This window comes from Desulfosarcina sp., assembly GCF_041551955.1.
Taxonomy (GTDB): domain Bacteria; phylum Desulfobacterota; class Desulfobacteria; order Desulfobacterales; family Desulfosarcinaceae; genus Desulfosarcina.
Map to the genome: position 1 here is coordinate 1 of NZ_JBFELV010000094.1, position 14247 is coordinate 14247.

Annotated in this window: 15 protein-coding genes; 5 read left to right on the top strand and 10 right to left on the bottom strand. The window is 57.7% G+C overall.

Translation table 11 applies throughout. The features are described from left to right. The 5 genes from ABYV26_RS09455 to ABYV26_RS09475 form a co-directional block, all read left to right on the top strand. A partial coding sequence (locus ABYV26_RS09455; RefSeq protein ID WP_372680379.1) for a sigma 54-interacting transcriptional regulator occupies nt 1-1108 on the top strand: 1108 nt, incomplete at its 5' end. Between the two features lie 235 nt (nt 1109-1343). Beyond that, complete coding sequence (locus ABYV26_RS09460) at nt 1344-1955, top strand: RNA polymerase sigma factor (RefSeq protein ID WP_372680381.1); 612 nt, start codon at nt 1344-1346, stop codon at nt 1953-1955. Continuing rightward, nucleotides 1942-2211 (top strand): anti-sigma factor, encoded by a 270-nt coding sequence (locus ABYV26_RS09465; RefSeq protein WP_372680383.1) that lies wholly within the window; start codon nt 1942-1944, stop codon nt 2209-2211. Before ABYV26_RS09460 ends, ABYV26_RS09465 begins: the two co-directional genes overlap by 14 nt. A gap of 470 nt (nt 2212-2681) precedes the next feature. Further along, nucleotides 2682-4856, top strand: coding sequence for an HDOD domain-containing protein (locus ABYV26_RS09470; protein ID WP_372680385.1), 2175 nt, complete (start codon nt 2682-2684; stop codon nt 4854-4856). 9 nt (nt 4857-4865) lie between these two features. After that, nucleotides 4866-6800, top strand: coding sequence for a response regulator (locus tag ABYV26_RS09475; protein ID WP_372680387.1), 1935 nt, complete (start codon nt 4866-4868; stop codon nt 6798-6800). A gap of 78 nt (nt 6801-6878) precedes the next feature. Here ABYV26_RS09475 and amrA read toward each other — a convergent pair whose 3' ends face one another. The 10 genes from amrA to tpx form a co-directional block, all read right to left on the bottom strand. Further along, entirely contained in the window at nt 6879-7484 is a 606-nt protein-coding gene (gene amrA / locus ABYV26_RS09480; protein WP_372680389.1) for an AmmeMemoRadiSam system protein A, read from the bottom strand. Continuing rightward, the gene (amrB, locus tag ABYV26_RS09485) at nt 7465-7710 is read right to left on the bottom strand and encodes an AmmeMemoRadiSam system protein B (protein ID WP_372680405.1); all 246 of its coding nucleotides are present in this window, start codon (nt 7708-7710) and stop codon (nt 7465-7467) included. Before amrB ends, amrA begins: the two co-directional genes overlap by 20 nt. Nucleotides 7711-7792: 82 nt before the next feature. Further along, nucleotides 7793-8161, bottom strand: a complete 369-nt coding sequence (locus ABYV26_RS09490; RefSeq protein ID WP_372680391.1) for a hypothetical protein — start codon at nt 8159-8161, stop codon at nt 7793-7795. Nucleotides 8162-8300: 139 nt separating this feature from the next. Beyond that, nucleotides 8301-9335, bottom strand: coding sequence for a zinc-dependent alcohol dehydrogenase family protein (locus tag ABYV26_RS09495; protein WP_372680407.1), 1035 nt, complete (start codon nt 9333-9335; stop codon nt 8301-8303). 5 nt (nt 9336-9340) lie between these two features. Continuing rightward, nucleotides 9341-9550 (bottom strand): hypothetical protein, encoded by a 210-nt coding sequence (locus tag ABYV26_RS09500; protein WP_372680393.1) that lies wholly within the window; start codon nt 9548-9550, stop codon nt 9341-9343. 57 nt (nt 9551-9607) lie between these two features. Beyond that, entirely contained in the window at nt 9608-10549 is a 942-nt protein-coding gene (locus tag ABYV26_RS09505) for a ribose-phosphate diphosphokinase (protein ID WP_372680395.1), read from the bottom strand. Between the two features lie 108 nt (nt 10550-10657). After that, nucleotides 10658-12166: a SagB/ThcOx family dehydrogenase gene (locus ABYV26_RS09510; RefSeq protein WP_372680397.1), complete on the bottom strand. Its 1509-nt coding sequence runs from the start codon at nt 12164-12166 to the stop codon at nt 10658-10660. Between the two features lie 2 nt (nt 12167-12168). After that, nucleotides 12169-13065, bottom strand: a complete 897-nt coding sequence (locus tag ABYV26_RS09515; protein ID WP_372680399.1) for a TIGR01777 family oxidoreductase — start codon at nt 13063-13065, stop codon at nt 12169-12171. Between the two features lie 25 nt (nt 13066-13090). Next, entirely contained in the window at nt 13091-13546 is a 456-nt protein-coding gene (gene trxA / locus ABYV26_RS09520; protein ID WP_372680401.1) for a thioredoxin, read from the bottom strand. A 108-nt stretch (nt 13547-13654) separates the two neighbouring features. Next, complete coding sequence (tpx, locus tag ABYV26_RS09525) at nt 13655-14158, bottom strand: thiol peroxidase (RefSeq protein ID WP_372680403.1); 504 nt, start codon at nt 14156-14158, stop codon at nt 13655-13657. Nucleotides 14159-14247: the final 89 nt, after the last annotated feature.

Below are 14247 nucleotides of genomic sequence, written 5' to 3' on the forward strand. Positions count from 1 at the left end.
CGATGTCTCGCTCGTTTCAGGGCCCGTGGCACTCGCCGACCCGTACGGAGTCCAGGTGACGCGAGTTCGGAGCGCGACCCAGATGCGGGACGCAGTCGTGCTGGAATGCCAGGACGCGGACCCGCTCCAGGCCGTCGATCCGGTTCCTGATACGGACACCGACGACCAGGTGAAAAGCCCTGCCATGAAGAACCTGTATGGTCTGGTTAAAAAGGTGGCCCGAAGCAGCGTCAACGTCCTGATTCTCGGGGAAAGCGGGGTGGGAAAAGAGCGCATCGCCAATCGGATCCATCAGCTGGGCCACCGCCGGAAAAAACCGTTTGTCGTGGTCGATTGCGGAGCCACACCCGCCGGCCTTCTGGAAAGTGAACTCTTTGGCCACGTCAAGGGGTCCTTCACCCACGCCGTCAGCGACAAGAAGGGACTCATCGAAACGGCGGATACCGGCACGCTGTTCCTTGATGAAATCGGTAACATCTCCCATGAAATGCAGATCCGATTGCTCCGGTTTATCGAAGACCGGACCATCCGGCGAATCGGCGGACTCAAGGGAACCCCCGTGGATTGCCGAATCATTGCGGCCACCAATGCCGATCTGGGTGAAGCCATCAAGTCCGGTCGCTTCCGGGAAGACCTGTTTTTCCGCCTCAGGGTGGTGACCTTGACCATACCCCCGCTGCGGGAGCGAAAGGCGGATATCCCTCTGTTGGTCGACCACTTCACCCGACAGTATTGCAGCCAGCATGATGTGGAGATGGTTCGCGTCCTCGAAGAGACGATGAACTGGATTTGTGACTACGCGTGGCCAGGCAATGTTCGGGAATTGAAAAACGCCATCGAGGGGGGCATCGTCATGTGCCGGGACCACGTGCTTCGGCCGGAGGATTTTCATGTGGCAGGCGTAACGGAACCCTGTGCCGAAAATTCGGCCAGTGACGATTGCCTCTCTCTGGAAGCGAGCGAAAAAAACACCATCCTCCGGGCCCTGGAACAGACCGGCGGGATTCAAAAAGAGGCCGCCAAGGTGTTGGGCATCAGCCGGCGGGCCATCCACTACAAGATCAAGAAATATGGCATCGACGCTGGACGTATCAAGGCCAGGCACTGACCCCCACACCCCCCTTCCCTGTAACCGAATCCCCCACCTCGTCTCATTAGTTTTGGGATAAAAAACCAATGGACATCCCCCATATAAACACATATGAAAGGTAAAAAGATGAAGGAAATTTTGATCTTGCTGGCGGTCGTGGGCGTCTGGATCCTACTTCAGACCTATATTCTGCCGAAACTGGGTATCTCTACGTGAATGCGGGATGCCTGTCAGGTGACAGACAAGAAAACCAATGCCGAGCCCGTCGGAGAAACCGAAAAACGACGATAAGGATACCGAACTGGTCCGGGCGATCAACGGCGGTCGTCAGGATCTTTTTTATGAATTGGTCAATCGCTACGAGAAAAGCCTTTACAACTTTGGCCTGAGAATGTGTGACAACCCCAGCGACGCCGAAGACATGGTGCAGGACACCTTCTTGAATGTCTTTAAATACCTCGAGGGGTTTCGCTATGAAACCAAATTCAGAAACTGGCTGTACCGGGTCGCCACCAGTGCCTGCCTTAAAAAAAAGCGCCGGTCCAAGTATGCACCCGATAGAGAACTCTCTTTGGACGAATTTCTTCCGGCAGACGAATCGGCTGTATCGATGGACCTGCCTGGATGGGCATCCCAGCCTCTGGATCAGGTGCTTGACGGAGAACTGGCCGGCGTTATCCGACAGGCGCTGCTGGACCTTCCAGAAAAGTATCGGCTGGTAGCGGTTTTGCGGGACGTGGAAGGGTTCACCACCCAGGAAACGGCTGATATACTGGACCTGACCCCCACCAACATCAAGGTGCGCCTACACCGGGCGAGGCTTTTCCTCAGAGAAGCACTGAAATATTATTATGAAACAGAATGACCCGCACCCTTCCCACGAAAACTGCCTGACGTTGTTCGAACGGCTTTCCGAGTATATCGACAGGGAACTTGACGCACCCACCTGCAAGGAGATTGAAGCACATATCAAGGCGTGCAAGCCCTGCCAGGTCTGCCTGGAGACCCTGAAACAAACGGTGGCGTTGTGCGGAAACCTTGAACGCCGTCAGGTACCGGAGACCTTTTCCTTGAAATTGAAGAACGCCATCTTCGACCTGGTGAACAAAAAAGTCGACTGAATGCACCGCGTTTCATCTTCCCTCCTCATGGGTTGCCGATTCTTTTCTTTATCTTCCACGCCGGACGCACCTGGCGTCCACTCGATCATTCCCACCCAAACGATGGTGACCGTATAGGATAACTCTCCTTCGGTGCAATCTCAAAAGGCCTCGAACCGGCGGATATCGAAAATACTGACCATGGATAGGGCAAACGGTGCGCCGGAAGGCCCTGGCAGTGAATTTTTTTTCACAGTTAATTAGACGGTTGTGAAATTCACACCATAGCTTTTCCGATGAAATCCGATGGTTGACAGGGGTGAAAAAATACTGGAAGGAAAATATACAAATTCATAACTATTTGATATTATACATCTATATCTCATTCGGACGATTTATACCGATAGTTTTCTTTCGTTGGCACCTTCATTGCTCTGTCAAGAGAGAGTATTAAAACGAGCTACGTATTCCTGAACAGATGAGATATTTCAATGGGACTGGCAGTCGCTGCGCGCATCGCTTCAGAATTCACTGGCAGGTTTCAACTTACTGTTTTTCCTATTATTTTGAAACGACTCATCCTCGTCCGCCATGATCCATCCATCGCTCTGCCCGATCTATCCCGACTCATCCGAATGGATCCGGCCTTATGCTTTCTGGCCATTCGCCTCGACCGGTCCATGGCCTCGAGAGCCAAGGCTGCGGATTCCTCCGACATTGACGACGTGGTCAGCCGTATCGGGTTGGCCGGAATCGATGCCATTACAACCCAAGTCATAGCCGATCAGGCACTAAACGGCATCCACCATCGTCAGGGTTTGGCGCTTGAATGGTTGTGGCGGCATTGCCTCACCACAGCCTTGCTGGCACAAGGGCTGGCGCTGGCACTGGACTATCGTCCCGTGGAGGATGCCTATACCGCCGGCCTGCTTCACGACATCGGCAAACTGGCCCTATTCGCCAGGACACCGGCAGCGTGCGCCCCCATGCTGGCCGACGCTGTTGAGGCGCTCCCGTTGCTCAAAGCAGAGGAACAGGTTGCCGGGGCAGACCATGGCCGAATTGGGGCGCAATTGATCCACCGCTACACCGAGGCATGGTTTGCGGCAGATGCGGCCATGTACCACACGGCCACCACGGCGGCGGTTGTCAATGCCCTCCCACTGGTCCAAATGGTGTGGTCCGCCAACCGATTGGCCGTCGAGCCGCATCCGACATCCGAAACATATCAAACGGTTGCCCGCCTTTTGGGCCTGGATAGCCAGCAACTGAACCATCTTTCACACGCAGCCCAGGAGAAGGCCCTGATGGTGGCCAAGGAACTGGGCGACATCCCTGATCTGTCGGAAACAGACTGGACCACCGATACGATCACCATTCCCCTATGCCAGGTGATCAAAGCCAAAACCGTCCTGTCCAGCATTTATCAGCAATTACTGACGGCATCCAGCCGTGGTTCGATCATGCGGGTACTGCGGCAAAGTCTCAGCGTCTTTATGGGTATCGACGCTTTGATTCTGGTTGACTATGATTCCAACAGCAACTTTCTGATCGGACGCTTCGCCGCGGGGAGCATCTTACCAATGGACGTCGATCGGCTGCGCATCCCCCTGACCGCATCGGACTGCCTGCCAGCCATCAGCCATGTGAGTGGTGAAACGGTGAATTCTTTTTCAGCCGCCCACAGGAGGAAACTGACGATCATCGACCAACAACTCATTGCCTACATGAAGAAGGATGGCATCCTCTGCATGCCGTTTCGATCGGGCAGCGACGGTGGCAGGGCGATGCTGCTCCTGGGAATCGATGCCGGCGATTGGACATGGGTCGAGCAGCAGACAACGCTGTTGGCGGCCATCGTGGCTGCCGTGGCCGAGGCACTGGAACGAGAACGTCAACGCGACGAGCAAAGCGCCAGCCGAGCGGCAGATCGCGATGCCTCCACCATGTCAAAAACACGAAAAATCGTTCATGAAATCAACAACCCGTTGAGCATCATCAAAAACTATCTCAAGGTCCTGAACCTGCGCCTCGATGATCAATCATCGGCCAAGAATGAGCTCCGCATTATCAACGAGGAGATCAGTCGTGTAACCGGGCTGATAAAATCACTGACATCACCGTCAGAACGGATTCCCGTAAGCCTTGACACCGTTGACGTGAATGCAACGATCGCCGACCTACTGGGGCTGTTCCGTGAAAGCCTGCCCGGCAATGCGAATATCGTCCTAAAACAAAACCTGGATGCGCACATTCCCGCCATCGCATCGGATCGGAACCGGCTGAAGCAGGCATTGATTAACCTGCTGAAAAATGCGATAGAATCAATGCCCGATGGCGGAACCATTCAAGTGATCAGCCGCATGCTGGAAGCGCCTTCCCGGCCCGTCGGCAACACAGAAACAGCACGCCATATCAAGATCAGCGTCTGTGACGACGGCCCGGGTATTGACGAATCGATCAAAAATGACCTATTTAAGGTTAATGTGACTTCGAAGACGGGTCACGAGGGGCTGGGGCTATCCATCGTCCAGGAGGCGGTGGCCCACCTCAAAGGCAACCTGCTGTGCGAAAGCACGCCAGGCAGGGGGACCTGTTTTCACATCGAACTGCCCACCGGCGACAATGAATCGGATAACAGAACTGCACTGGACTCAGCTACTTAGGAGCGCTTCATGGAGAACCGCCCGCGAATACTGATCTGCGACGATGAGCCATTGATGACCGAGAGCCTCAAGGCGGTCCTGGACAACGGCAGCTACCAGATTCTAACCACCAACAGCTCCCGCCATGCCCTGACCCTCATCCATGCCGAGTCCCCCGACCTGGTCATCCTGGATGTCATGATGCCGGAGATGACCGGCTTTGAGTTGCTCGACGCCGTTGACCGTACGTCCTGCGACGCCGCTTTCATCATCGTCACGGGAGAGGCCTCCGTCGATTCGGCCATCAAGGCCATCCGCAAAGGGGTCGGCGATTATCTGAAAAAACCCTTCGAACCCGACGAACTGATCATCCGGGTGGAGAACGTGCTGAAACAGCGGCAGATGAAAAAGGATAACGGGTGCGTCCGGGCCGAAAAAATTCAGCTTGAAAACCAGCTGCGCCAGTCCCAGAAAATGGAAGCCATCGGCACCCTGGCCGGCGGCATCGCCCACGACTTCAACAACGTGCTGAGCATCATTTTAGGCAACGCGGAACTGGCCCTGGCCGACCTGCCCAGCGAAAGCCCCCCCCACCTGAACCTGGAACGGATTCTCACAGCCAGCCTGAGGGCACGGGAAATGATTCAGCAGCTGCTCAGCTTCAGCCGCAAGGAGGAATCCGGCCGCAAGCCACTCCGTCTCAACAGCGTCATCACGGAGTCACTCAAGCTGATGCGGGCCTCCCTGCCCACCAACATCTCCATCGAACGCAACATCTGCACAACCGAATGCATCACCGTCGCCGACGCCACCCAGATTCACCAGATCATGCTCAACCTATGCACCAATGCGGCCCATGCCATGGAACCCGACGGCGGCGTGCTGACCATCCGGCTGGACCCGGTGACGGTAGAGAGCGCCGCCGCCGAATCGGGACTTTCCCCGGGCCGCTACGCCAGGCTGGTGGTCGCCGACACCGGCCACGGCATCGAAAAGGATATCATCGATCGGATTTTCGACCCTTATTTCACCACGAAGGAAACCGGCAAGGGCACGGGCATGGGCCTTTCGGTCGTTCATGGCATCATCAAGGGCTACGGCGGCACCATAAGGGCCTTCAGCGGGCCGGGCCGGTTCACGGAATTTCACCTCTACCTGCCGAAGGTGGACGCGGTCATCGACGCGGAACCCGCTATTTTCAACCAGCAGCACCTGACCGGCGGCAATGAGCATATCCTGATCGTGGATGATGAAGAGATGCTCGTAGACATGATGCGCCAGGTGCTCGAGCAGCTGGGGTACACGGTCAGCGCATATACCGACAGCGCCGAGGCGCTCAAGGCGTTTCTCGACTGCCCCCGGCTCTACGACCTGCTGATCACAGACATGACCATGCCCGGAATGACGGGCACCGGCCTGGCCAAAGCGGTGAAGGCTGTGCGCAAAAATCTTCCCATTATTCTGTGCACCGGGTTCAACGAGCAGATCAGTCAGGAGAATGCACAGTCCCTGGGGATCCAGTCCTTGATCATGAAGCCGGTGGGCATGCAGAAGCTGGCCGAAACCATCCGCAGCGTGCTGATGCCAGCATCAACGGAGCGTCGTAAAAATCCGCGATTTGGTGTTCCTGCGGGCACCTTCGTGATCTCCCGCACCTACCCTTACGAGCGGTTCAGCCTGGTGGACATCGGGGTGTCCGGACTGGCTTATGGCCACGACATGGAATCGGTGCCGGACGATCCATCCGACCGGCTTGCCATTATGACACCCGACGGTGAAATATTCGTCAACGGCCTCCGATGCAAAAACGTTTCCGATATTCCCGCCGACAGCAGCATCCCCGGCTTCCCCCTCCCCGAAGCGGGTCAGGCCCGCCGCGGCGTGTGCTTCGAGGGCCTCACCATGCTTCAAACGGAACTGATCGATCGGTTTATCCGAAACCACGCCACAGAACGTTTAAACTAATCCTGCCGGCTGATCGCATACCCGTTCAACGGCCGCGAGGCAGTGCCCATGGCGACCACCACCCTGCGGACACCATCGTCATCGGGCCTCTTCAAAGTACTGAACCTGATAGACCTGCACCTCCAGACCCCCTTTCCGCCACTGATCGGCAGGCAGGCCGGCTTTGGCGCACAGGTGGGAAAGGAACGGTTCCGCCTGGGGCAGCTGATCCCACACCTGGGGTAAAAAAGTGGCGCTGGCCAATCCACTTTTGATGATCACCCCATCGACACCGGGCCTCAACCTGGCCACCAGATCATCTGCATCGGTGTAATCCAGCGCGACCGGTTCGGAAAGTACGCTCACTTCGATATGCACGGCTCCCAACTCCTTTCTGCCAAGGGGGGAAAACCGCGGATCATGGAGGGCCGCATTCAGGGCATTGTTGCAGACCCCTTCCAGAATGGGCACGCTGGCCGACAGACTGCCGATGCACCCCCGCAGCTGATCGTCGATTTTCAAGGTAACGAATGTGCCGCAGCGAGCCTGAAGCGCTCGATCTGAAAGGAGCGCCTCCAGTTGTTGCGTATCGGCCGCTGTGACCGTTTCCCCGAAATGGTCAGCCAGGGTCTGCCGCGCCAGAGCGACCAGGGCGGCCCCCTGTTCAGAGGTGAGCGGTCGACGGTTATCGGTTGGGTGTTGCATAGGCTCCTTTCCCCACCCGATGATCAGGCCCCAACCACAACACCCGGTTGAACCGGTCACGGGAAATGGCCAGGGCAGCTTGGGTCGCGGAATAGGTGAATCCGGCGTGAGGCATCAACAAAGCGCGAACCCGGTTTTGTGGACGATGAGCGGTGCTAGAATTCTGTTGTGATGGTAACCAATGACGGTGAAAAAAGAGATGGCTGCAATGAGCCGAAGTGGTCATGCTCAAATATATGGCCACTTCGTTAGACCTACAATGGGGCAAAACAACGTGTCAAGGAATTTGCCGCAGGCCGGAAACCCCTTCAGCCGGTAGTGCGGGAATCGACCGGCATGGATTGACCTTCATCGGCGTCGACATCATGCTGCCGCCAGTATCCAAGCAACCCACTATTATCCGGATCAATACCGAAGTAGTATCCGGGCGGTGCAAGAACCTTCATGAGCGGCAGTATCCGCGTTCGGAAGAGGTTCTCTTTGAACTCGCTACCGGCCGGCGTTCGACCCAGGTATACCATGTCGTACAGGGCCGATTCAATCCGGGCGGTCTCTTTGCGCATCTCATGCCCCAGATCGATGGAATAGAGAAACCCCAGGCAGTTGTCGATCAGGACGCCGATATCCCGGTCCATTCTGCTGATCAATTTGACATGGTTGGCGATAAATTTTCTCACGACGGCATCTCCGGCCATGCTCGGGGCTGATGGTCTGTCCTGGACCAATTATTGCGGAAGCTGCTGAAGAGGGTATCGGCAGGATCAACAAAATGCTTTAGCTGCATTCGGGAGTAGCGGCATGGAATTATCGGACTCCCTACCCATGGTCCATCACCAGCACCTTGGCGCCCCGGATTCGCTTGTTTTTCAATTCAAGGAGCGCCCGATTGGCCCCTTCGAGATTGAACGTCTCCACCTCTGGAATGATGGGGATGCGGTCGGCCAGTTCCAGAAACCGGGAAACATCTGACCGGGCCACGTTGGCGACGCTTTTAATTTCCTTTTCATGCCATAGATGAGAAGAATAGTCCAGCCGTAGAAGGACATCCCGGTCGGCCGCTTCCTTGCGAATGGCATTGATGACCAGACGGCCGCCCGGTGAGAGATTATTCAAGGCCTCCACCACCGGCGTCCAGGCCGGCGTGGTGTCGATGATCCGATCCAGGGGGTGCGGTGCCGTGTCGTTGGTATGCCCGGCCCACACGGCCCCTAAAGAGCGTGCAAATGCCTGCTCGTCGCGGCTTCTGGCAAACACATAAACGCGCACGCCAGGGAACCGATGCCGCACCATCTTAAGCACCAAATGGGCCGAAGCGCCGAATCCGGTCAGCCCGAGACGGTGCCCGTCCCGCAGGTTGCAAAGGACCATGGACCGGTACCCGATGGCTCCGGCACAAAGCAGCGGTGCCGCCTGGGCATCTGAAAAACCATCGGGAATCGGGTAGGCAAATGCCTCATGCACCGTCATATACTCGGCATAGCCGCCATTGACATCCCGCCCGGTGGCGGTAAATTCAGGACAAAGGTTCTCCCGGCCATCCAGACAGTATTGACAACGGCCGCAGGTTCGGTTGATCCAGGCGACCCCCACCCGCTGCCCCGTTGAAAACCGAACGGCACCCGTACCGCTTTCTCGCACCCGCCCCACCACCTGATGCCCGGGAATCACGGGAAACCGCGGCGGGGGGGTTCGCCCCTCGATTTCATCCAGTTCCGTGTGGCATACCCCGCAGGCCCCCACGCGGATCAGAATCTCCTGATCGCCCGGCACCGGGATGGGGACCGTCTGCGGCACCAGGGGAGCGTCGGTCTTGCTCAGATCGTGAATACGCGCCAGCATCATGGCATTCATCTGGTTCACGTGTCGGTCCGTCTCCGATCCGATCCGGTCCGCCGGTCATTCTGATAGGACAGGCTGACCACCACCCCATCCCGGACACTTTTGCGCCGATCCGTTCGGTTGCGGCGCTTTTCCGTGAAATTTAGTTTTTTACCGGGAACCCGCGTCGGTCGTTTTTTTGGTTCCTCGTTTCTCACGAAGGCGCTGTTGATTAAGACGATATCCATGGTTGAGCCTCCTTGATAGGGCATATCGGCAGCGATGGGAACCACTTTAACGAATAATTAATCAAAGAGGGCGCCGACGCTCTCCCCGGTGTGGATGCGCCGGATGGCTTCGGCAAATAACGGGGCCACCGAGAGGGTATGGATCTTATCGGCATGTTTTTCCCGGGGAAGGTGCACCGTATCGGTGACGGCCACGGATTCGATGGGGCTGTCCACCAACCGGCTTACCGCGGGACCACACAACACACCGTGGGTCGCCCCCACGTGAATGCTTTTCACACCGGCAGCCGCTAGCGTTTTCACCGACGCGGCCAGGGTCCCGCCTGTGGAAATCTCGTCTTCAAAGATGATTACATCACGGGCCTTTACGTCGCCCACCACCAGTCCCTGAACGACTTCGGTATCGGCCACACGCCGCTTGTCGATGATGGCCATGGGCAGGTGAATGCGTTCGGCAAACCGGCCGGCGCGTTTGGCGCCGCCGGCATCCGTGGCCACCACCACGGCGTTGTCCAGGTCCAGCCGGCGGTGAAAATGGTCCACGAAATAGGGAATGGCGGTAAGGTGGTCCACCGGGATGCTGAAAAAACCGTGCACCGCGTCTGAGTGAAGATCCATGGTAAGGACGCGGTCGGCCCCGGCGGTCCTGATCAGGTCGGCCATCAGGCGGCCCGTGATGGATATACGCGGGGCGTCTTTCTTGTCTGAGCGGGCATAGGAAAAATAGGGAATCACCGCCGTGATGCGCCGGGCCGAGGCACTTCTCAAGGCATCCAGAATGATAAACAATTCGATGATGGTGTCACCCACCGGCGCGGTGAACGACTGGACGACGAATATATCTTTTTCACGCACGTTCTCACGGATTTGGACAAATAGGTTGTCGTTGGAAAAGCGGGACACAGACAGGCGACTGAGGCCGATGCCCAGTGTGTCGCAGATGCGGGTGGCCAGCTGGGGGTTGGCGCCGCCGCTGAATATTTTAAGGTCGGAGGGCATGGTCTCTTCTCCCAGTTGAATGATGAAGGGTTAAGGATCGTTTACCATCCGGGGCCGGCAGCCACAGCAATCTTTACCCCACAGGATGGGTGACGTTCCGGTGGGGTGTCAACGCGTTTTAACCGGACCGACCCCGACCAGGTAAAGCAACGCCCCGTCGGCCGCCAGACCCAGCAGATCAGCCGCCTCCCGGTCGTAAATGGCACCGATCCCACAGGCCCCCCAGCCTGAAGCCGTGGCCGCCAGGTACGCCTGCTGGCCTATCCGCCCGGCCTCGATCATGGCATAGCGGTAGCCCCGCGGCCCCCAACGTCGATCGAGGGCAGCCAGGTCGGTCATGAACAGCAAATGGAGGGCGGCATGCTTCAGCCACATCTGATCCAGGCAGGCAGCTGCCATGGATTCGGTAAGCCTGCCGTCCGACACGCGGCCCAAACGTTTCGCGTCCGGATCCAGCAGATAATAACCAGGCGGAATCGGCATCCCTGCGCCAACCAGAAACCCAAGGCTGATGGCGGATCGGCACGCCGTTGGCATACGTGAAGCGGCCCCCATATGGCGGACCATCAGGTCCAGGAAAGCCGTGAATCCACCCAGGGGCTCGGACGATTCAATAAAGTTTCGGCGGGAACGACGCTGCTGCAGCACACGAGCATAATCTGCCGGCCCCGGATGATCCGGCGCATCTATATCGATCCACGACGACGGCTGTTTTGCCAGCACGTGCTGCGCCGGGAGGGTCCCAGCAAAGGGGCTGCTGAGCCCATTTCCGGACCGATGGATGGAAAGGATTTCCCCATAGGCGACCTCTTGCCCAGACACCCTGGATGCCTTAAGAATATCAGCGGAAAGGGGTTTCAAGGGGTTGGCCTCGCCAGACTTTTTCGCCACCGTGCTACCCTTATGCAGATGCACGCATGCCAGGCAGACTTCCCGCTGCGGATCTAATCCCAGCAGGGTCGCGGCAGCCTCATCATCGAAATCAAGATGGATCGAACAGCAAAGGTCCAGCGCACCCAGGGCCAGCCGCAGGTTCTCCAACTGGTGGCCGGCATCCAGAAGCACATAGCGGTAAGCGCGATTGCGGTATTTCCACGCACTGCGGAAAAAAAGGCCGGTGATATAAAAGGTAGCTGAAACGGTGTGGTCCACCGGCGGAATTTCAGGCACCCATCCGTGGCGCAAGGTGGTCAGGCAGAAATCGAAAAGGTCGTAGTGGTAGACGCCCGGATCTATCCCATCCAGGTGGTGAGCGGCCAGGTAAATTTCAAACGGGTACAGCGCACCGGCCGAGGCCACGCTGCGATAATAAAAAGGTGTTCCCGCCTGCACGGCACGGGCGGTAATATCGTGGGTCAGCCTGAATGCCGTTGAAATCACCTGACGGTCCAGGGGTTCTAAGCAGTTCGATTCAGTGCCCAGACAGCGGTTCATCAGGTCGAAATAATCGATCGCCGGCAGCTTCGCCCGGCGATCCAGTGGCACCCGGGGCAGACCCGGGTAGCGCTTGACCGGCATCGGTTGATGCGCCCAATCCAGGGTGTGGGGCGTCAGTCGGTGGCGACGGTAGCTGGTGATCCGATGATAATCGGCGGCGGTTAGTATCTGTTGCGTCATGATCAACCCACCAGGTCCGCCAGGGCACTGTCGACCTCTGCGAAACGGAAAGAAAATCCATCGGCAATCAATCGGTCGGGACGCACCCGCTGGCTGGCCAGAAGCACCCCGGCGGCCTCCCCCATCATCAGCCGCAGGGCCAGTGAGGGGGCGGGTACCACGGCCGGCCGGCCAAGGGCGGCGCCCAGCGCCCGGGCGAAATTCTTTTGGCGGACCACCCCCGGCGCGCAAAAATTATAGGGACCGTGCGCATCTTTACGATCGAGGAGAAATTGAATCGCAGCGAGAAGGTCGGCCATGTGAATCCAGGAAAACCACTGTCGGCCGCTTCCCAACGGGCCGCCGGCAAACATGCGAAAGACCGGCAGCATCTGGGCCAGGGCCCCGCCGCCGGATCCCAGCACCACACCGAAACGCATAATGGCCACCCGGACGCCCTGCTTTTCTGCAACCCGTGCAGCTTCTTCCCAATCCACCGACAAACGGGCCAGAAAATCCGTTCCCGGGGTCGACTCCTCGGCGAGCGGCTGGTCACCCCGGCTTCCGTAGTAGCCGACAGCCGACGTACTGATCAGGACCTTGTCCTTGCCCTTCATGGCGCTGACGACATTGCGCGTGGTGAGAATGCGGCTGTCGACGATCTGCGCTTTATAGGCCTGGGACCAGCGTTTGAGAATGGTGCGTCCGGCCAGATTGATCACCGCATCGGCCTGGCCCACCGCCGCCTGCCAGGCTCCGGAAAGGGTAGTGTCTGCACAGATCCATGTGAAGTTCGCAGCCGATTGAAGTGGATGGGAGCCGGACGTTCCCAACCCGGTCACCACGTGTCCACCGTCGAGCAGCAGGCGGGTCAATGCTGTTCCCACGAATCCCGATGCACCGGTAATGGCAATCTTCATTTTAGCTCCGTTGAGTGGTTGACAATTACTTGTTCATAAAACGATAGAGAAACCGCTCAATTTCAAGTCTCGGCAAGGCACCGGCAGCCGTATCAATCAGCTTTCCATCTCGGAAAAACAGAAGCGTCGGCAGGCTCATGACACTATACCGGCTGGCGGTCATCGGATTCTGGTCGACGTTGAGCTTGGCGACTTTCAATCGACCCGCATAGCTCTTTGCCAGGTCCTCCAGAATGGGAGCCATGGCGCCGCAAGGTGCACACCAGGCAGCCCAGCAATCCAACAGTACGGGCAGGGGGCTGGCAATCACCTCGTCGGTAAACGTGCGATCGGTCACCATCACCGGCCGGTTATGGATGCGAATAGGTGGAAATGATTGCTTGCAGCGTCCGCATCGGGGTCCATCTTGCAGCCTCGCCACGGGGATCCGGTTGCGGGTGCCGCAGTTTCGGCACCGTATCAGCACACGCTCGTTTGCCATCGACGCTCCTTAATTCGATATCACCCGCTGGCACGCTCGTGGTCACAGCGACCCTCGTCCTCCATGCCCCGGGAATGATCCGCCGTAAAGCCGGCCCTGCATGACCGCCTAACTGGTCAGACACGCCATGGCTTTTTCGTAATCCGGTTCCTCGGAAATCTCATCCACCAGCTGGGTGTATACCACCTTGCCTTTCCCGTCGATGACCACCACCGCCCGCGCCATGAGACCGGTCAGCGGACCGGCGGCAATCCGTATGCCGTAGGCATCGCCGAAACCGGGGCTGCGAAAGGTAGATGCGGAGACCACGTGATCCAGCCCTTCGGCTCCGCAGAAACGCGCATGGGCAAAGGGAAGATCGGCCGATATGCAAAGCACTACCGCATTTTCGGTGTTGCCGATTTCAGCGTTGAATTTTCTCACCGACATAGCGCAAGTTGGTGTATCGATGCTCGGAAAGATGTTGAGAACGACGGTTTTCCCTGCATAGTCCTTCAGCGAAACATCGGACAAGTCGCTGCCGGTCAAGGTAAAACCTGGGGCATCCGTCCCTCGCTGGGGAAGATCGCCGGACAATGGAACGGGTGATCCTTTAAATGCGGTTTGAGCCATTTTGCCCTCCTTGGAAAGTATGGGTAAGTATCGGTGATTTGCTGCCTGCATCCTAAATCAATAAACATGCCAAGGTTAAAAACACACGC